Annotated in this window: 23 protein-coding genes; all 23 read left to right on the top strand. The window is 51.9% G+C overall.

Annotation, left to right across the window (positions count from 1 at the left end; all coding sequences use genetic code 11):
* The first annotated feature begins 1 nt into the window (after position 1).
* On the top strand, positions 2–394 hold the full coding sequence (gene rpsH, locus WNY38_RS05560; RefSeq protein WP_215944164.1) for a 30S ribosomal protein S8: 393 nt from the start codon (positions 2–4) through the stop codon (positions 392–394).
* A gap of 10 nt (positions 395–404) precedes the next feature.
* Positions 405–938 carry a 50S ribosomal protein L6 gene (rplF, locus tag WNY38_RS05555; protein WP_215944165.1) on the top strand — a complete coding sequence of 178 codons (534 nt, stop codon included), beginning with the start codon at positions 405–407 and terminating at the stop codon, positions 936–938.
* Positions 939–949: 11 nt separating this feature from the next.
* Complete coding sequence (rplR, locus tag WNY38_RS05550) at positions 950–1,309, top strand: 50S ribosomal protein L18 (protein WP_215990156.1); 360 nt, start codon at positions 950–952, stop codon at positions 1,307–1,309.
* 137 nt (positions 1,310–1,446) lie between these two features.
* Positions 1,447–2,028, top strand: a complete 582-nt coding sequence (gene rpsE, locus WNY38_RS05545; RefSeq protein WP_342856338.1) for a 30S ribosomal protein S5 — start codon at positions 1,447–1,449, stop codon at positions 2,026–2,028.
* Between the two features lie 12 nt (positions 2,029–2,040).
* A complete protein-coding gene (rpmD, locus tag WNY38_RS05540) occupies positions 2,041–2,232 on the top strand; it encodes a 50S ribosomal protein L30 (protein ID WP_085848229.1) in 192 nt (63 codons plus the stop codon).
* Between the two features lie 138 nt (positions 2,233–2,370).
* Complete coding sequence (locus tag WNY38_RS05535) at positions 2,371–3,150, top strand: MBL fold metallo-hydrolase (RefSeq protein WP_342856337.1); 780 nt, start codon at positions 2,371–2,373, stop codon at positions 3,148–3,150.
* 232 nt (positions 3,151–3,382) lie between these two features.
* On the top strand, positions 3,383–3,601 hold the full coding sequence (locus tag WNY38_RS05530; RefSeq protein ID WP_342856336.1) for a DUF1127 domain-containing protein: 219 nt from the start codon (positions 3,383–3,385) through the stop codon (positions 3,599–3,601).
* 266 nt (positions 3,602–3,867) lie between these two features.
* Complete coding sequence (gene rplO, locus WNY38_RS05525; protein WP_342856335.1) at positions 3,868–4,338, top strand: 50S ribosomal protein L15; 471 nt, start codon at positions 3,868–3,870, stop codon at positions 4,336–4,338.
* Positions 4,339–4,440: 102 nt separating this feature from the next.
* On the top strand, positions 4,441–5,799 hold the full coding sequence (secY, locus tag WNY38_RS05520; protein WP_342856334.1) for a preprotein translocase subunit SecY: 1,359 nt from the start codon (positions 4,441–4,443) through the stop codon (positions 5,797–5,799).
* The gene (locus tag WNY38_RS05515) at positions 5,796–6,371 is read left to right on the top strand and encodes an adenylate kinase (protein ID WP_342856333.1); all 576 of its coding nucleotides are present in this window, start codon (positions 5,796–5,798) and stop codon (positions 6,369–6,371) included. Before secY ends, WNY38_RS05515 begins: the two co-directional genes overlap by 4 nt.
* Before the next feature lie 374 nt (positions 6,372–6,745).
* Entirely contained in the window at positions 6,746–7,114 is a 369-nt protein-coding gene (gene rpsM, locus WNY38_RS05510; RefSeq protein ID WP_342856332.1) for a 30S ribosomal protein S13, read from the top strand.
* 15 nt (positions 7,115–7,129) lie between these two features.
* On the top strand, positions 7,130–7,519 hold the full coding sequence (gene rpsK / locus WNY38_RS05505) for a 30S ribosomal protein S11 (RefSeq protein ID WP_215942223.1): 390 nt from the start codon (positions 7,130–7,132) through the stop codon (positions 7,517–7,519).
* A gap of 120 nt (positions 7,520–7,639) precedes the next feature.
* Positions 7,640–8,656 (top strand): DNA-directed RNA polymerase subunit alpha, encoded by a 1,017-nt coding sequence (locus WNY38_RS05500; protein ID WP_215942224.1) that lies wholly within the window; start codon positions 7,640–7,642, stop codon positions 8,654–8,656.
* 154 nt (positions 8,657–8,810) lie between these two features.
* Positions 8,811–9,236, top strand: coding sequence for a 50S ribosomal protein L17 (rplQ, locus tag WNY38_RS05495; protein ID WP_342856331.1), 426 nt, complete (start codon positions 8,811–8,813; stop codon positions 9,234–9,236).
* Positions 9,237–9,552: 316 nt separating this feature from the next.
* A complete protein-coding gene (locus WNY38_RS05490) occupies positions 9,553–10,164 on the top strand; it encodes an autoinducer binding domain-containing protein (RefSeq protein ID WP_342856330.1) in 612 nt (203 codons plus the stop codon).
* 53 nt (positions 10,165–10,217) lie between these two features.
* On the top strand, positions 10,218–10,805 hold the full coding sequence (locus tag WNY38_RS05485; protein ID WP_342856329.1) for an acyl-homoserine-lactone synthase: 588 nt from the start codon (positions 10,218–10,220) through the stop codon (positions 10,803–10,805).
* A gap of 85 nt (positions 10,806–10,890) precedes the next feature.
* Complete coding sequence (locus tag WNY38_RS05480; RefSeq protein WP_342856328.1) at positions 10,891–12,204, top strand: replication-associated recombination protein A; 1,314 nt, start codon at positions 10,891–10,893, stop codon at positions 12,202–12,204.
* Positions 12,205–12,272: 68 nt separating this feature from the next.
* A complete protein-coding gene (crcB, locus tag WNY38_RS05475) occupies positions 12,273–12,647 on the top strand; it encodes a fluoride efflux transporter CrcB (protein ID WP_342856327.1) in 375 nt (124 codons plus the stop codon).
* Positions 12,644–13,684, top strand: a complete 1,041-nt coding sequence (locus WNY38_RS05470; protein ID WP_342856326.1) for an RluA family pseudouridine synthase — start codon at positions 12,644–12,646, stop codon at positions 13,682–13,684. The genes crcB and WNY38_RS05470 overlap by 4 nt, the downstream gene beginning before the upstream one ends.
* Positions 13,681–14,349 (top strand): HAD-IA family hydrolase, encoded by a 669-nt coding sequence (locus WNY38_RS05465; RefSeq protein ID WP_342856325.1) that lies wholly within the window; start codon positions 13,681–13,683, stop codon positions 14,347–14,349. The genes WNY38_RS05470 and WNY38_RS05465 overlap by 4 nt, the downstream gene beginning before the upstream one ends.
* 3 nt (positions 14,350–14,352) lie before the next feature.
* A complete protein-coding gene (locus WNY38_RS05460) occupies positions 14,353–15,063 on the top strand; it encodes an ATP12 family protein (protein WP_342856324.1) in 711 nt (236 codons plus the stop codon).
* A gap of 314 nt (positions 15,064–15,377) precedes the next feature.
* Positions 15,378–16,412: an amino acid ABC transporter substrate-binding protein gene (locus WNY38_RS05455; protein ID WP_342856323.1), complete on the top strand. Its 1,035-nt coding sequence runs from the start codon at positions 15,378–15,380 to the stop codon at positions 16,410–16,412.
* Between the two features lie 137 nt (positions 16,413–16,549).
* Entirely contained in the window at positions 16,550–17,770 is a 1,221-nt protein-coding gene (locus WNY38_RS05450) for an ABC transporter permease subunit (protein WP_342856322.1), read from the top strand.

The raw sequence follows: 17,770 nt of genomic DNA, 5'->3' as shown, positions 1-17,770 counted from the left end.
TATGAACGATCCTATCGGCGATATGCTCACACGTATCCGTAACTCTCAAATGCGCGGTAAATCCGTAGTCTCTACACCGGCGTCAAAGCTGCGTGCATGGGTCTTGGACGTGCTTGCAGACGAAGGCTACATCCGTGGCTACGAAAAAGGCACAAACGAAGTTGGTCACCCAACTCTCGAAATCAGCCTGAAATACTTCGAAGGCACTCCTGTTATTCGCGAAGTGAAACGGGTTTCAAAACCTGGTCGTCGCGTATACCTCGGTGTCAAAGACATCCCAACTGTCCGTCAGGGCCTGGGCTTGTCAATTGTCTCCACACCTAAAGGTGTGATGTCTGATGCAAACGCTCGTGCCAACAATGTTGGCGGCGAAGTGCTTTGCACAGTCTTCTAAGGAGGGTCTGATGTCTCGTATTGGTAAAAAACCGGTCGAGCTGCCCAGCGGCGTTACTGCCTCTGTTTCAGGTCAGACCATCGAAGTGAAGGGGCCAAAAGCCACTCACGCATTCACTGCAACCGACGATGTGACAATCACTGTCGACGGCAACGTGATCACAGTGACACCACGTGGTAAATCCAAACGTGCGCGTCAACAGTGGGGCATGTCCCGCACTGTTATCGCAAACTTGGTAACAGGTGTTTCTACAGGCTTCAAAAAAGAGCTTGAGATCAACGGTGTTGGTTACCGCGCAACTATGCAAGGTAACGTGCTCAAACTCGCTTTGGGTTATTCACATGACGTCCTCTTCGAAGTTCCTGCTGGCGTCACCGTCACAGCTCCGAAGCAGACTGAAATCGTTGTTGAAGGTACAGACGCACAACTCGTTGGCCAAGTCGCGGCAAATATTCGCGAATGGCGGAAACCAGAGCCCTACAAAGGCAAAGGTATCAAATACAAAGACGAGTATATCTTCCGCAAAGAAGGTAAGAAGAAGTAAGGACGTAGATCATGGCAAACAGCAAAAGAGACCTGTTCTTGAAGCGCCGCCTGCGCGTCCGGAACAAACTTCGCAAGATGGCAAACGGACGTGCGCGTCTGTCTATCCATCGTTCGAACAAGAACATCAGCGTTCAGTTGATCGACGACGTAAAAGGCGTGACTCTCGCGTCTGCTTCTACACTCGAGAAAGATCTCGGCGTAGTCGGCAAAAACAACGTCGAAGCAGCGACAAAAGTCGGTGCAGCGATCGCAGAGCGTGCGAAAAAAGCCGGTGTGGAAGTATGTTACTTCGACCGTGGCGGTTTTCTCTTTCACGGTAAAGTTAAGGCCCTGGCCGAAGCTGCACGTGAAGGTGGCTTGAAGTTCTAAAAACTTGTGGAGGGCGCCCGATCTTAGGGTTGGCGGCCTCCCGATGATCCAGGAAAAGCGTGGGACCTCGCGTCTCACGTTTTTCACTTGGATTGATAACATTGGCGCCTCGCGCCACCTATGTAAAGGAATGCCCAATGGCAGATAATAACCGCGGGAATAACCGTCGCGATCGCGATGAGAACCCCGAATTCGCAGATCGCCTTGTCGCGATCAACCGTGTGTCTAAAACAGTTAAAGGTGGTAAGCGTTTTGGCTTTGCTGCTCTTGTTGTTGTTGGCGACCAAAAAGGCCGCGTAGGCTTCGGTAAAGGTAAAGCGAAAGAGGTCCCTGAGGCCATCCGCAAAGCCACCGAGCAAGCGAAACGCCAAATGATCCGTGTACCTTTGAAAGAAGGCCGCACATTGCACCACGACGTCGAAGGACGTCACGGCGCCGGTAAAGTTGTGATGCGGACTGCACCACAAGGTACTGGTATCATCGCTGGTGGTCCAATGCGTGCTGTGTTCGAAATGTTGGGTGTTCAGGACGTTGTGTCCAAATCCATCGGTTCTTCGAACCCATACAACATGATCCGTGCAACCGTAGAAGGCCTCAAAAAAGAAGCTTCTCCACGGTCCGTCGCTCAGCGTCGCGGCAAAAAAGTGGCTGACATCTTGAAAAAAGATGACGCCCCTGCTGCTGAAGCAGCTGCACCTGCTGAAACAGCAGAAGCGTAAGGAATAGACATCATGGCTAAAACAATCGTTGTAAAACAGATCGGTTCTCCGATCCGTCGCCCACAAGATCAACGTGCTACGTTGGTTGGCCTTGGCCTCAACAAAATGCACAAAACACGTGAACTCGAAGACACACCTTCAGTTCGCGGAATGGTGCGTAAGATTTCCCACATGGTGGAAATCATCGAAGAGCGTGACAACTAAGTCGTTCTTGTCGATCTAAAGTCTTTGAAAATGCCCTGCTGGAAACAGTGGGGCATTTTTCTTTGAATTTCATGTGTTTGTGACGTTGTCTTGGAGAGCTTCTGCTCTACATCTCGTATCAGACATGGAGGTCTTATTATGACACATACACGCAGATCATTTTTGATACAGGCTGGCGCAGCTGCCGGCATAATTACAATTCTCCCATTTGCCGCGCGCGCAGACGGCCATATGTCCGATGTTTTCGCAGATGGCGCGATCAAAGTGCACCCGATTGCCCACGCATCGTTTGTGATGGAAACACCTAAAGGCGTGTTCTACGTCGATCCAGTGGGCGATCCAGCGCAATACGCTGATATGCCTGCTGCAGATTACATCTTGGTCACACATGAGCATGGCGATCACTTCAATGTAGATACGCTGGCAGCGCTCAAAACTGATGCGACGCAGATGATCACCAACCCCGGTGTCTTTGCAAAACTTACCGACGCGCTGAAGTCCAACACGCAGGTTCTGGCCAATGGCGAGGCCGCGATGTGGGGTGAAATCGGTGTAGAGGCGATTCCTGCTCATAACACCACAGAAGAGCGGATGAATTTCCACCCAGTTGGGCGTGACAACGGTTATGTCGTGACTGTAGCGGGCTTCCGTACCTATATTTCAGGCGATACAGAGCCAACACCTGAGATGCTTGCGCTCAAGGATATCGATTTGGCGTTCTTGTGCATGAACTTGCCTTTCACTCAGACCGCCGAACAAGCGGCTGAAGCGGTGAAGGCGTTCAAGCCAAGCTACGTTTACCCCTATCACTATCATGGCCGCGATGGTGACGTCCAAGATCCAGAGCTCTTTGCCTCATTGGTAGGTGATGCCTCTGACGTGAAGATGGGCCATTGGTACGGCGACGACCACGGCTAACTCAGGGCGACTATGCTTTGAGATAATGAAAGGCCCCCGCGGATCAGCGGGGGCCTTTTTGATTCGCAGATGAAGGCTTTGTGTATCGAGCCATGCAATGTGCGCATGTCGGGTTTGGGATTCTAGCGCTACTCAAAAGTTTTCATTTCGCCTAAATATCAACCAACACCTCAACTGAGGCTTCTGAAAAATAGACACGATGAAAACTCATCCGATTTAAAGGTTTTGCTCAATGGCACATGTTTCCAACTACGCACGGGCGTCAAACGGCTCCGTATTCTCTTCACTCTTCGCTTTTGTTTCAAACGCATACGCGACATTTGCACGCGCACGCGCTGCAGAAAAAACATACGCAATGTTAGAAGCTATGTCTGACCGTGAATTGTCAGACATCGGTTTGGACCGCAGCAACATCGCTGACGCTGCAATGGTGCGTCCACGTACATTCTAAGCGATTGAAAAATGTGAGGCGATAGCGCCTTTTAAAAGCGGCTCGCACCCAGTGCGGGCCCTTTTTGTATTTGGCGCAGTAAGGCTAAACCGTATTGGACAACTGTCGGGCATAAAGAGTCACGCCCTACAGGCATTGTAATACTTGCCAAATAGCGGTCTGGCGTCTATACGCGGCCAGTGGTCCGATGTGACCATTAAGAATCAACATTTAAGCCGTGTTTGGTCTTCCGTCGCTGGGGGCCAGTTCCGGCAAGGAGAAGCGACATGAAACTGCACGAACTTCACGATAACGAAGGCGCAACAAAAGCCAAAAAACGCCGTGGCCGTGGCCCGGGTTCTGGTCTTGGTAAAATGGGTGGCCGTGGTATCAAAGGTCAAAAATCCCGTTCAGGTGTTGCGATCGGTGGCTACGAAGGTGGCCAAATGCCACTCTACATGCGCCTTCCAAAGCGCGGTTTTAACAAACCAAACCGTAAAAAATTCGCAGTTGTGAACCTTGGCCTTATCGAAAAATTCGTCGCCGAAGGTAAAATCGACGCGACTGCAGCGATCACCGAAGATTCACTCGTTGCATCTGGTTTGATCCGCCGCAAATTGGACGGTATCCGCGTTCTCGCCAAAGGCGACGCGACATCCAAATTGAACATCACTGTGACTGGCGCGTCTAAAGCAGCTGTTGAAGCTGTTGCAAAAGCTGGCGGTACTCTCACAGTTACGGCACAAGTCGCCGAATAAGGGTTGTGATAAGGGCCTGAGACCCTTACATCAATCCCATGTTTTCCAAGCGCCGCCGACCGGGAGACCCGTTCGGCGGCGTTATCGTGAAAGAGAGACCTAATGGCATCTGCAGCAGAACAAATGGCGGCGAACTTAAGCTGGGGCACCCTCGGGAAGGCCACAGAACTTCGTCAGCGTATTATTTTCACCCTCGGTCTGTTGATCGTCTACCGTTTGGGCACGTTTATTCCTGTCCCCGGTATCGACGGCAACGCGCTCCGTGACTTTATGGAACAAGCTTCATCCGGCATCGGCGGCATTTTGTCGATGTTCACGGGTGGCGCTTTGGGTCGGATGGGCATTTTCGCCCTCGGCATCATGCCCTATATTTCGGCATCGATTATCGTTCAGTTGCTGACAGCCATGGTTCCCAAACTTGAGCAACTCAAGAAAGAGGGCGAACAGGGTCGCAAGAAAATCAACCAATACACCCGCTTCGGGACGGTCGCCTTGGCGTTGTTTCAGGCTTACGGGTTGGCCGCTTCTTTGGAAGCCGGCGATTTGGCCCACGAGGCCGGTTGGTATTTCCGTGCAGGTGTGGTCATCACGCTTGTGGGTGGCACGATGTTCTTGATGTGGATCGGTGAGCAAATCACCAACCGCGGCATAGGCAACGGTATCTCTTTGATCATCTTTGTTGGCATCGTCGCCGAGATCCCAAGTGCCATGGCGCAGTTCTTCGCCTCTGGTCGCTCTGGTGCAATCTCTCCTCTCGTGATCATTATCGTGTTGGCGATGATCGTCGGGGTGATCGCTTTCGTGGTCTTTATGGAACGTGCTCTGCGCAAGGTGCACATCCAGTATCCACGCCGTCAGCAAGGCATGAAAGTGTTTGATGCGCAAAGCAGCCACTTGCCAATAAAAGTGAACCCTGCCGGCGTTATCCCTGCGATCTTTGCCTCTTCATTGCTGTTGCTTCCAACAACCATTGCGACCTTTTCTGGTGACTCTGATCTTGGTCCGGTGATGTCGACATTGCTTGCCTACTTCGGCCCCGGCCAGCCACTTTACTTGCTGTTCTTCACAGCGATGATCGTGTTCTTCGCGTACTTCTACACAGCCAACGTGGCGTTTAAGACCGAAGATGTCGCAGATAATCTTAAGAATCAGAACGGTTTCATTCCCGGAATTCGTCCTGGTAAGAAAACCGAAGAGCATTTGGACTACATTGTGGCCCGTCTGTTGGTGATTGGCTCTGCCTACCTTGCGGCAGTTTGTCTCTTGCCTGAGATTTTGCGTAGCCAATTCACAATTCCTTTCTATTTTGGCGGGACTTCCGTATTGATTGTTGTTTCGGTGACAATGGACACGATTCAGCAAATTCAATCGCACCTGCTGGCACACCAGTACGAAGGTCTGATTGAAAAATCTCAACTGCGCGGCAAAAAGCGTGGCAAAAGAGGGACCGCTAGACGATGAACATTATTCTGCTTGGACCGCCCGGGGCGGGCAAAGGAACACAAGCGCAACGCCTGGTTAAAGAGCGTGGCATGGTGCAGCTTTCAACTGGCGATATGCTGCGTGAAGCGCGGACATCTGGCACCGAAATGGGTCAGAAGGTTGCAGCGGTGATGGATTCTGGTCAGTTGGTGACAGATGAGATCGTAATTGGATTGATCGAAGAAAAAATCCGCGAAGGCAATACGGCAGGGTACATCTTTGATGGCTTCCCGCGAACGCTTGGCCAAGCGGATGCGTTGAACGAGCTTTTGTCGCGCAACGGCGCGCAGCTCGAAGCCGTGATTCAGCTTGAAGTCGATGATGAGACATTGGTTGCACGTATTGTAAATCGCGCGAAAGAAGCGGAGGCTGCTGGTCAGCCTGTGCGCGCTGATGACAATGAAGACAGTGTAAAGATCCGCTTAATGGAATACTATAAAAAGACGTCTCCACTGATTGGCTACTATTATGCCCGCAACGACTTGCGCACAGTCGATGGCCTGCAAGATGTTGAAAAAGTTGCTGCTGATATTTCTGAAGCGCTCGTATAACTTTCGAATGATATTCAAAAAGAGCCATGCCTTTTGGGGGTGTGGCTCTTTGGCATTACACACTTTGAACGCCTGAGGCATTACACACTTTGAACGCCTGAAAAATTAGCACACGCATGGGTTGAGGCGCTCTGTTGGCGTTATAATTCTCAAACGCTTAAACGATTTTTACATGTGTCGGTGCAAAGGGGTTGACCACAGGCAGGTGCCGCATTAAGCAAGCCCATCCCGTAAGGGGCAATAGATTCGCGGTAGGGTCGCACCCGCTGCGAAGATCATCGAATTCAGCTGGCGCCCGTAGGTAAAAACTTGCGGGCTTCCGTTGTGAAAAAAGGTTCCGGGACTACGGAATCGCAACGAAAAAGGAATATACATTGGCTCGTATCGCCGGCGTAAACATCCCGACAGGCAAGCGTCTTCCTATCGCTTTGACCTATGTAACGGGCATCGGATCCAAATCCGCTAAAGACATCTGTGCAGCAGTAGGCATCGAGGAAACTCGTCGTGTTAACGAACTGTCTGACTCCGAAGTTCTGACACTTCGTGAGTACATCGACGCGAACTACACTGTTGAGGGTGACCTCCGTCGTGAAACGCAGATGAACATCAAACGCGCTATGGACCTTGGTTCATACGTAGGCTTGCGTCACCGTCGCAACCTCCCAGTACGCGGTCAGCGTACACACACCAACGCACGTACTCGTAAGGGTCCTGCGAAAGCCATCGCTGGCAAGAAGAAGTAAGGGAGGCTATTCGATATGGCACGTGATACCCGTCGTACTAAGAAAAAAGTTTCCAAGAACATCGCCACAGGCGTTGCTCACGTAAACTCGACTTTCAACAACACCAAGATTTTGATCTCTGACGTTCAGGGCAACGCAATCGCTTGGTCTTCTGCTGGCACAATGGGCTTTAAAGGATCGCGTAAATCGACTCCTTATGCTGCTCAAATGGCTGCTGAAGATGCTGGTAAAAAAGCACAAGAGCACGGCGTTAAAACTCTGGAAGTTGAAGTTCAAGGCCCAGGTTCTGGTCGTGAGTCCGCATTGCGCGCACTTGCAGCGCTTGGCCTGAACGTCACATCTATCCGTGACGTGACGCCTATGGCGCACAACGGCTGCCGCCCACCAAAGCGTCGCCGCGTATAATTTCGTTACTATTTATGGATCGCGGGCGATTTTGCTCGCGATCCGTTTTTGCGTTTTTAAGACCCCTCGGGCGTCCCTTACTTTAGGACATGGGTTCGGGACAAGAATGGAGGCTACAGCATGATCCACAAGAATTGGGCCGAGCTCATCAAACCACAGCAACTTGAGGTTAAGCCTGGCAACGAGCCAGCACGTCAAGCGACTATTATTGCTGAACCACTTGAGCGTGGCTTCGGTCTGACGCTGGGCAATGCCCTGCGCCGCATTTTGATGTCATCCCTGCAAGGTGCTGCCATCACATCTGTACAGATCGACAACGTTCTGCACGAATTCTCTTCGGTTGCTGGTGTTCGCGAAGATGTTACTGACATCATCTTGAACCTCAAAGGTGTGGCTTTGCGCATGGAAGTCGAAGGCCCGAAACGCCTTTCCATCTCTGCAAAAGGCCCAATGGTTGTCACAGCTGGTGACATCTCAGAATCTGCTGGCATCGAAGTTTTGAACAAAGACCACGTGATCTGTCACCTTGATGACGGCGCTGACTTGTTCATGGAACTCACAGTCAACACTGGCAAAGGCTACGTGTCTGCTGAGAAAAACAAACCAGAAGACGCGCCAATCGGTCTTATCCCGATCGATGCGATTTACTCACCTGTGAAAAAAGTGTCCTACGACGTGCAGCCGACCCGCGAAGGTCAGGTTCTCGACTATGACAAACTCACATTGAAAATCGACACTGATGGTTCAGTCACGCCAGAAGACGCTGTGGCTTACGCTGCGCGCATTCTGCAAGACCAGCTCGGCATCTTCGTCAACTTCGACGAGCCTGAGTCTGCTAACCGTCAAGAAGAAGACGATGGTCTCGAGTTCAACCCACTTCTGCTTAAGAAAGTGGATGAACTTGAATTGTCAGTACGCTCTGCGAACTGCCTCAAGAACGACAACATTGTCTACATCGGTGACCTCATTCAGAAAACTGAAGCTGAGATGCTCCGCACACCAAACTTCGGCCGCAAATCTTTGAACGAGATCAAAGAAGTGTTGTCAGGTATGGGTCTGCACCTCGGTATGGACGTTGAAGAATGGCCACCAGAGAACATCGAAGATCTTGCTAAGAAATTCGAAGACCAGTTCTAAGAAATTTGGGGGGACGCGTCAGTGTCCTCCCGCAAATGCCCGTTTGGTACGGGGACTATCAGGGCTCGATTGTAAAATGGGACCCTCAAGGAGAGTAGCTGACACGCATCGGCTGCCGGACAAAGTATAAAAAGCACGCTATAGGAGATATATAATGCGCCACGCTAGAGGTTACCGCCGCCTGAATCGTACACATGAGCACCGCAAAGCGATGTTCGCGAACATGGCCGGCTCGCTCATCGAACATGAGCAAATCAAAACAACTTTGCCAAAAGCAAAAGAATTGCGCCCGATCATTGAAAAATTGATCACTTTGGGCAAACGCGGCGATCTGCACGCTCGCCGTCAAGCCGCAAGCCAGCTCAAGCAAGAGCAGTTTGCTGCGAAACTTTTCGACATCCTCGGCCCACGTTACGCTGAGCGTCAAGGTGGTTACGTGCGTATTGTACGCGCTGGATTCCGTTACGGTGACAATGCACCAATGGCGATCATCGAATTCGTTGACCGTGATTCATCTGCAAAAGGTGCTGCTGATAAAGCGCGCCTTGCAGAAGAAGACGGCACTGTAGCTGACGCATAATTGTGCGTAGCATGTTAAAATTTGGGCTCCACTCTTCTTGAGTGGAGCCTTTTTTGTTTCAACTTTCGCGTGTTCGCGGAACGTTGACAGAACAAATGATCGAAATTTGTTTTCACCCTAGGATTGTATCGAGGTCTAGGGTTTATTGGTTACATCGTTTGTATCGGCTTTAGAGTAAGCTGTTGTGCCGGTAGGTAAGCTGACGTCATCGTTTGAATTTTGGTAATCGAGCCTTTTCAAGTGAGAACCTTTAGTTTAGCGTCGGGATAGGCAGTCGCCTTTAGGTTGTCACCCTTTTGATAGTGAATGAGCTTTCATGACCAGCACCACAGAACTCAATCGTTTATTTGCTCAACTGCGCACAGCTGCGCCAGTTGGTTTTACCGCAGGCCTGCACATTCGTTTTGCGGCGCCTTTGGTGTATCAATCGACGTATGATCCTAAATGGTTGGAACATTACACATCAAATGCTTATGCTCTGCGTGATCCTATGATTGCTTGGGGCCTGAGCTGTGAAGGGCAAACAAGGTGGAGCGAAATAGAACTCCCCGATCCATTTAATATTTGGAGGCAGGCCGCTGAATTCGGCCTGAATTACGGAATGGCCGTGTCTTGTGGGCCGGTTCAATCGCGCTCTATTGTCGGGTGTTCCCGTACGGATCGTGAATTTAATGATGCTGAAATCGCAAAAATTGCGACCGTCGTGCGGACTTTGCATGAAGTATCTGAACCTCAAACACAACTGACACAGGCCCAAATTCAGGCCCTCCGGTGCATCGCGGGCGGTGATCGTCACGCAGCTGCCGCGGCCAGACTCGGGATATCTGAAAGTGCGCTGAAAGCACGATTGGTATCGGCCCGAGAGCGTCTAATGGCGCGGACCACCTCAGAGGCAATCCAAAAAGCCAAGGAGATCAAGCTGTTGTGATGGTATCAGCTCTCGCGTTGCGTTGAAGAAATCAACCAACACCGGAGAATACCATGCAAACTACTACTCTTTCTTTCACAAACCTACACAACTACGGCGATCTTTTTGCGAACATGCTTCGCGCAAGACATGAAACATTCATCCAGCAAGCTAAGTGGGACCTGCCCCAAGCCGATGGAATGGAGTACGACCAATATGATACACCTGCATCTCGTTGGATCGCAGTACATGAGTTTGGCGAGGTTTTAGCCGGCATTCGATTGACCCCAACCACAACAAAATGTGGCATCTACTCTTACATGATCCGCGATGCTCAGCGCGGGCTGTTGGACAGTATCCCGTCAGATCTGCTTTTTGACGAGGCGCCTGTTGCGCAGCACGTTTGGGAATCCAGCCGTATTTTCGTGTCACACCGTGTGCCAGCGAAAAGTCGTATGCGTGTTCAAATGAACCTCATCAACGAAATGACCCTATCTGCACGGGCATTGGGAGCGACTTCTGTGATCGGTTTGATTCCGGAAAACGGACCACGTTGGGGACGTCGTGTCGGTTTGGACATCGATGTGATCGGCCGTGTGATGGATATGGATGGCACCAACAACGCTTGCATCCGCATTAATCTGTCCAACAAACTGCACTAGTATGCATCTAAGACCGGGGCCGAGACGCGCCATGTCGGCCCCGTTTTCTCTTTTATGACCCTGCTTTGCGGCGTAATGTGGGCCTATGTCAGATCTTTTCACCACAGATGAAGCCCCCAAGGCCCCGCTGGCCCCACGCCCGCTGGCGGACCGATTGCGACCTAAGATGCTTGGGGACGTAATCGGGCAGTCGCAGGTGCTTGGGCCAGAGGCGCCGCTTGGTGTGATGTTGGCCTCTGGGTCTTTGTCATCGATCATTTTTTGGGGTCCGCCCGGTGTGGGCAAGACCACAATCGCGCGGCTTTTGGCGGATGAGACCGATCTGCATTTCGTGCAGATTTCGGCGATTTTTTCCGGCGTGCCTGAGCTGCGCAAAGTGTTCGAGGCCGCAAAACTGCGTCGCCAGAACGGCAAGGGCACCTTGTTGTTTGTGGACGAGATTCACAGGTTTAACAAAGCCCAGCAGGACAGTTTTTTGCCACATATGGAAGATGGCACCATCTTGCTTGTGGGCGCGACGACCGAGAATCCAAGTTTCGAACTGAACGCCGCGGTGATGTCGCGCAGTCAGGTATTGGTGCTGGAACGGCTATCATTGGCCGATTTGGCGCTGATGGCCACACGGGCCGAAGCAGAACTTGAACGTACAATGCCGTTAGATGCTCGCGCGCGCAGTACATTGTTTGAAATGGCCGACGGGGACGGGCGCACGCTGTTGAACCTGATCGAACAGGTCATGGCGTGGAAAGTGACAGAGCCGCTGAGTTCTGATCAACTTGGCAAACGTCTGATGCGACGCGCGGCGAAATACGACAAGTCCGGCGAAGAGCATTACAATTTGATTTCTGCGCTGCACAAATCGGTGCGCGGCTCTGATCCAGATGCGGCGCTTTATTGGTTTGCGCGCATGCTGGAAGGCGGCGAAGATCCGCGGTATTTGGCGCGACGTTTCGTGCGCATGGCGGTGGAAGACATCGGTTTAGCCGACCCGCAAGCGCAAACGATTTGCATGCACGCATGGGAAACCTATGAGCGGTTGGGATCGCCTGAGGGCGAATTGGCGCTGTCGCAAGCGGTGATCTATTTGGCTCTCGCGCCAAAATCCAACGCAGGTTATGTGGCCTATAAAGCCGCGCGTGAAGCTGCGCGCAAAACCGGATCAGAGCCGCCCCCCAAACACATTTTGAACGCCCCAACCAAGATGATGCAAGAACAAGGCTACGGGGCTGGCTATGCCTATGATCACGATTCTGAGGATGGATTTTCAGGGCAAAACTTTTTCCCCGATACCTTGCCGCGCACACAGTTCTATGTGCCAATTGAGCGTGGTTTCGAGCGTGATTTGGCCAAAAGGGTCGCCTATTTCGAAAAGCTGCGGACCAAGCGGTCCTCAGAGTGATCGATACGCCTATATCTGTTGACATTTTACCCCCTGCCACCCAAGGAACAGGCAAAAGGACACGGAACATGACACCTCTACTGCAAGTGGCCCTTGGCGGCGCCATCGGGGCTTCGGCCCGTTACCTCACTGGCATGGGCGTGGCACGCCTGCTGGGCAAAGGATTCCCTTGGGGGACAATGACCGTCAACTTTTTAGGGTCGTTCTTGATGGGGGTGTTGGTTGTCGTTTTGGCGGAAAAGTCGGGCAACCGATTTGCGCCATTGCTGATGACAGGTGTCTTGGGTGGTTTCACCACATATTCTGCGTTTTCGCTTGATGCGATCACGATCTACGAGCGCGGCCAATTCGGGCTTGCGGCTCTTTACGTATTCGGGACTTTGGCTTTGGCGCTTGGCGGCATTGCACTTGGTCTCACAGTGGCACGAGGTTTCTTCGCATGAGCAAGGTTCAAATGATAACGATCGGAGACGATCAACCTGAGCAGCGTCTTGACCGTTGGTTCCGTAAATCCTTTCCTTTGGTGACCCAAGGCAACATCGAAAAGATGTGCCGCAAGGGCGATATTCGCGTCGATGGCGGGCGGGTAAAATCTAATACCCGTGTTGGTCCTGGCAATGTTGTGCGTATCCCGCCGCTGCCCGATTCCGAGGCACCAGCGCATAACACCATTCGCATCACCAATGCCGACATCAAAATGATGCGCGACGCGGTTTTGTACAAAGACGACCATATCATCGTGATCAACAAGCCCGCTGGTCTGCCCACCCAAGGCGGATCCAAGCAAACGCGTCACGTGGATGTCCTGTCCGAGGCCTTGCGCTTTGGTTATGATGAAAAGCCACGTCTGGTGCACCGTTTGGACAAAGATACGTCTGGCGCTTTGGTTCTGGCGCGCACCCCTGCGATGGCGACGAAATTGACCGAAGCCTTCCGTCACCGCAACACCCGCAAGATCTACTGGGCCTTGGTGGCTGGCGTGCCTGTGCCGTATTTGGGCGAGATCAAATATGGTCTGGTCAAAGCCATGGGGCGCGGTAAAGGCGGCGAGGGCGAAAAGATGCACGCCGTTCACCCGCGTGATGTCGACAGCACCCCGGGCGCGAAACGTGCGAGTTCGCTTTACGCGACGCTTTACCGTGTGGGCAGCCGCGCGTCTTGGGTAGCGATGGAGCCTTTGACGGGCCGCACTCACCAGCTGCGTGTCCATATGGCCGAGATTGGTCACCCGATTGTGGGCGACGGTAAATACGGCGGCTCTGGTCAAGAAAACATGGGCGACGGTTGGGGCGCGCAGCTTGGCGGCGTGATCAGCAAAAAATTGCATCTGCACGCACGCCGCATCGCGTTTGAACACCCCGTGACCAAAAAAGAGCTGAGCGTGACAGCGCCTTTGCCTGAGCATATGAAAAACAGCTGGGAGACTTTCGACTGGCACGAAAGCTTGGCGGCCGAAGATCCTTTCGAGACATTGCGATGACCAAACTTGTTATCTTTGATGTCGACGGCACTTTGGTCGACAGTCAGGCGCATATCATCGCCTCGATGACAGCAGCTTTTGATGCGGCACAGATCGCGGTGCCGTCGCGCAATGCGATCTTGTCCATCGTAGGTCTGTCTTTGCCCTATGCGATCCGCGAGCTTGCGCCCAATGTGTGCGACGCTACGATTGTGCAGCTGGTTGACGATTACAAAGCGGATTTCAACGCCAACCGGATCAAGCCGCAGTCGTCTTTTCCGTTGTTTGACGGTGCGGCTGAGGCCATCGCGCGATTGGCTGCACGCGGGGGTGTGCAATTGGCCATCGCCACGGGCAACAGCCGGCGTGGATTGAATGGCTTGCTTGAGACGTGGCCCTTTGCGGAACATTTCGTCAGCACACAATGTGCCGATGATCATCCGTCCAAACCGCACCCGTCGATGGTGCAAAGCTGTTTGGCGGATTGCAATGTGACTGCGCAAGATGCGGTCGTCATTGGCGACACAACCTATGACATGGAAATGGCCCGGGCCGCGCGCGTTGCAGCGATTGGCGTGTCATGGGGCTATCACGGTGCAGGCGCGTTGAAAGACACGGGCGCCAGCATCGTTATTGATGATTTTGCTGCGCTGGACGGCGCGCTTGATGAGATTTGGAAGGACTGAACCGTGGCAGACTTTGCGGCCAAACGTTTTTGGAAAGACACAACCGTAGCGGCGATTGAGGACGGGTTTACTGTTCTCTTGGATGGTCGCAATGTGCGCACCCCCGCCAAAGCCCTTTTGGTTGTGCCGACAGAGACGATGGCCGAGCAAGTGCGTTTGGAATGGGATGCGCAAGAGGGGGAGATCGACCCCAATGTCATGCCGTTTACACGCGGTGCCAATGCGGCCATTGATAAGGTCAGTGTCCAGCACGCCGAGGTCGCGGATATGTTGGCAGAATACGGCGACAGTGATTTGCTGTGCTACCGTGCGACGTTTCCGCAAGAATTGATGGCCCAACAGGCGCAAGCTTGGGATCCTATTCTTGAGTGGCTGTTCGACACGTATGGCGTGCGTTTGGAAACACGCCAAGGTGTGATGCCTATTCCTCAAAACGAAACTGCTTTGGGCCAGTTGCGGGCCCAGGTTCATGCGTTGGATAAGTTCCAATTATCGGCTTTTCATGACCTTGTGTCGTTGAGCGGATCACTGGCCTTGGGCTTTGCCGCAACCGAATCATTGCAGCCACCAGAATCGCTTTGGGAGCTCTCTCGGGTTGATGAGAGCTTTCAAATTGCGCAATGGGGTGAAGATGACGAAGCCACGCGCGTGGCAGACATAAAGCGCACAAGTTTTGTGCATGCCTATGACTTCTTCCATATGGCGCAAAAATAGCGACAATGCATTTTGCGGTAGGCCTAATATATTGCTGGACTGGTAGGAAAATGATCGGGTTACGATGAATTCGCCATGCGCTGATGCTATGTGGTGCAGTAAGTGCACCGTTAATGGAGTTGTTTGATTATTGCCACTCATTTGAGCTTACGCTCAGTAAGTATGCAAATTCGTGATCGACCACTTGACCAAATGTGATGATTAACCTCAAATCGTGCGTATTGAAGGTGCTTAGGTGCTTTTTTTTAGAACACGTCCGACAATGGTTTGATCGGATATGCGTTGTAAAAACGTGCAATCAGGAAGAGGTAAAAATGAAAAAAACTGTATTTATCGGTGCTTTGGCTGCCGCAGGTCTTGTTGCGACGGGTGCTATGGCTCAAGACGCCGGTTCATCAACTTTGGCCGCTGTCAAAGAACACGGCGCTCTTAAGTGTGGCGTCAACCCTGGTACTCCAGGCTTTGCTGCTCCAGACGCGAACGGCGTTTGGAAAGGATTTGACGTAGATCTCTGTCGCGCTGTTGCTGCGGCTATTTTCGGCGATCCTGAAAAAGTCGAATACACGCCCCTTACATCTGCTGTGCGTTTCACCGCTTTGTCATCTGGCGAAGTCGACATGTTGGCCCGTAACACAACATGGACATTCTCACGTGACGTTGACCTTAAGCTCGAATTCACTGGCGTAAACTACTACGACGGCCAGGGCTTTATGATTCCAAAAGATCTTGGTGTCTCTTCTGCCAAAGAACTTGAAGGCGCGACTGTTTGTATCGAAACAGGTACAACCACCGAGCTTAACTTGGCGGATTACTTCCGCACCAATGGCATGGACTACGAACCAGTGCCTGTTGAAAGCTTCACAGAAGCGCAAAACCAATTCCTTGCTGGTGCGTGTGACGTCTACACAACAGATGCTTCAGCTCTTGCCGCGTCTCGTGCATCTTTCGAGACCCCAAGCGACTACGTCGTTTTGCCAGAAATCATCTCTAAAGAGCCACTCGGCCCGCTCGTACGTCACGGCGATTCCGAATGGGGTGACGTTGTTCGTTGGACACTCAACGCAATGGTTTCCGCTGAAGAGCTTGGTGTGACATCTGAAAACGCCGTTGAAATGGCGTCTGCTGGTTCTGATAACCCTGAAATCAACCGTTTGCTCGGTGTTGAAGGCGAACTTGGTGGCATGCTTGGTCTGCCAAATGACTGGGCTTACAACATCATCACCATGGTGGGCAACTACGGCGAAAGCTTTGAGGCGAACATCGGTGAAAGCACACCGGTTGGTCTGGCTCGTGGTTTGAACGCGCTTTGGACCGAAGGTGGTCTCATCTACTCCCCACCTTTCCGCTAGGATCTAGTGACTCAAAGGGCGCGGTTCACTCCGCGCCCTTTCCACATCTAAACACGGCTAAAAAATAAATGACCGAAACGACGAAGTGCACTTTCGTCGAATTTAGTGTCAAAAACGGGACATGGGGACAGTCTGCAATGACGACAATGATAGACCCACCAAAGGCCGATGGATTTCGCATCAGCCAATTGATTTACGACACGCGCTACAGAGCTATTACAATCCAAGTCATCGCGGTGATCGCTTTTGCGATGATCGCGGTTTTTTTGCTTGTGAACGTCAATCGCAACCTTGCCAGCTTGGGCAAAGAAATCGATTTCGGCTTTCTTTCAAATCCATCCAACTACGATATTCAACAAGTTCTCGTCGATTATAGCTCGCAATCGAGCAATCTTCGCGCAGCCTACGTCGGATTGCTGAACACGCTGTTTGTCGCGTTCTTGGGCTGTATCTTGGCCACTTTGATTGGTGTGACCGCGGGTGTTCTGCGCCTGTCGAAAAACTGGCTGATCGCAAAAATCATGACCGTTTACGTGGAAACTTTCCGCAATGTTCCTGTTGTGATTTGGATCATCGCCACGATGGCTGTTTTGTCCGAAGCATTGCCGCAACCCAAAGCGTTTCGCGGTGAAAATCCTGATGCCTCTATGTGGTTGTGGGACAGTATTGCCGTGACAGGTCGCGGTACCTACATCCCGAAACCTGAATGGGGCGCGGGCTCTGTCTTTGTCGTTATCACCTTCTTGCTGTCGCTTGTCGGAATTTGGGCGTTTGCCCGTTGGTCGAAGCGTCGCTTTGAGGCCACGGGGCAGATTTTGCCCAATGCTTGGATCAAACTGGCAATTTTTATTGTCCCAACTCTGTTGGTATTTTTTATCTTGGGTCGCCCAATCACTTTGGTTTCTCCGGCTCTGAAAGGCTTTAACTTTCAAGGCGGTATTCAACTGTCCAATTCATTCTTGGCCTTGTGGCTGGCTTTGTCTGTCTACACAGGTTCGTTTATTGCCGAGATCGTGCGTTCAGGCATCTTGGCGATTTCCAAAGGGCAGTCTGAAGCAGCCTTCGCCTTGGGCATGCGTCCATCGCGGACTATGAACCTTGTGATTTTGCCACAGGCGTTGCGGGTGATCATTCCGCCGCTTATTTCGCAATTCTTGAACCTGACCAAAAACTCGTCTCTCGCTTTGGCCGTTGGCTATCAAGATTTGCGCGCCACGCTGGGCGGGACGACGATGAACAATACCGGTCGCGAGCTGGAATGTATGCTATTGATGATGATGATCTATCTTGTTGTCTCATTATTGATTTCATCGGGCATGAACGTTTACAACAAATCCATGAAATTGAAGGAGCGCTAA

Source organism: Pacificibacter sp. AS14 (assembly GCF_038899935.1).
Taxonomy (GTDB): domain Bacteria; phylum Pseudomonadota; class Alphaproteobacteria; order Rhodobacterales; family Rhodobacteraceae; genus Celeribacter.
The sequence above is the reverse complement of the archived record's forward strand: the minus strand, read 5'-3'. Positions and strand labels throughout refer to the sequence as shown.

What these genes read in the sequence shown, in the direction of transcription:
- rpsH (WP_215944164.1), top strand. Translation starts at nt 2, where the DNA reads ATGAACGATCCTATCGGCGATATGCTCACACGTATCCGTAACTCTCAA.
- rplF (WP_215944165.1), top strand. Translation starts at nt 405, where the DNA reads ATGTCTCGTATTGGTAAAAAACCGGTCGAGCTGCCCAGCGGCGTTACT.
- rplR (WP_215990156.1), top strand. Translation starts at nt 950, where the DNA reads ATGGCAAACAGCAAAAGAGACCTGTTCTTGAAGCGCCGCCTGCGCGTC.
- rpsE (WP_342856338.1), top strand. Translation starts at nt 1,447, where the DNA reads ATGGCAGATAATAACCGCGGGAATAACCGTCGCGATCGCGATGAGAAC.
- rpmD (WP_085848229.1), top strand. Translation starts at nt 2,041, where the DNA reads ATGGCTAAAACAATCGTTGTAAAACAGATCGGTTCTCCGATCCGTCGC.
- WNY38_RS05535 (WP_342856337.1), top strand. Translation starts at nt 2,371, where the DNA reads ATGACACATACACGCAGATCATTTTTGATACAGGCTGGCGCAGCTGCC.
- WNY38_RS05530 (WP_342856336.1), top strand. Translation starts at nt 3,383, where the DNA reads ATGGCACATGTTTCCAACTACGCACGGGCGTCAAACGGCTCCGTATTC.
- rplO (WP_342856335.1), top strand. Translation starts at nt 3,868, where the DNA reads ATGAAACTGCACGAACTTCACGATAACGAAGGCGCAACAAAAGCCAAA.
- secY (WP_342856334.1), top strand. Translation starts at nt 4,441, where the DNA reads ATGGCATCTGCAGCAGAACAAATGGCGGCGAACTTAAGCTGGGGCACC.
- WNY38_RS05515 (WP_342856333.1), top strand. Translation starts at nt 5,796, where the DNA reads ATGAACATTATTCTGCTTGGACCGCCCGGGGCGGGCAAAGGAACACAA.
- rpsK (WP_215942223.1), top strand. Translation starts at nt 7,130, where the DNA reads ATGGCACGTGATACCCGTCGTACTAAGAAAAAAGTTTCCAAGAACATC.
- WNY38_RS05500 (WP_215942224.1), top strand. Translation starts at nt 7,640, where the DNA reads ATGATCCACAAGAATTGGGCCGAGCTCATCAAACCACAGCAACTTGAG.
- rplQ (WP_342856331.1), top strand. Translation starts at nt 8,811, where the DNA reads ATGCGCCACGCTAGAGGTTACCGCCGCCTGAATCGTACACATGAGCAC.
- WNY38_RS05490 (WP_342856330.1), top strand. Translation starts at nt 9,553, where the DNA reads ATGACCAGCACCACAGAACTCAATCGTTTATTTGCTCAACTGCGCACA.
- WNY38_RS05485 (WP_342856329.1), top strand. Translation starts at nt 10,218, where the DNA reads ATGCAAACTACTACTCTTTCTTTCACAAACCTACACAACTACGGCGAT.
- WNY38_RS05480 (WP_342856328.1), top strand. Translation starts at nt 10,891, where the DNA reads ATGTCAGATCTTTTCACCACAGATGAAGCCCCCAAGGCCCCGCTGGCC.
- crcB (WP_342856327.1), top strand. Translation starts at nt 12,273, where the DNA reads ATGACACCTCTACTGCAAGTGGCCCTTGGCGGCGCCATCGGGGCTTCG.
- WNY38_RS05470 (WP_342856326.1), top strand. Translation starts at nt 12,644, where the DNA reads ATGAGCAAGGTTCAAATGATAACGATCGGAGACGATCAACCTGAGCAG.
- WNY38_RS05465 (WP_342856325.1), top strand. Translation starts at nt 13,681, where the DNA reads ATGACCAAACTTGTTATCTTTGATGTCGACGGCACTTTGGTCGACAGT.
- WNY38_RS05455 (WP_342856323.1), top strand. Translation starts at nt 15,378, where the DNA reads ATGAAAAAAACTGTATTTATCGGTGCTTTGGCTGCCGCAGGTCTTGTT.
- WNY38_RS05450 (WP_342856322.1), top strand. Translation starts at nt 16,550, where the DNA reads ATGACGACAATGATAGACCCACCAAAGGCCGATGGATTTCGCATCAGC.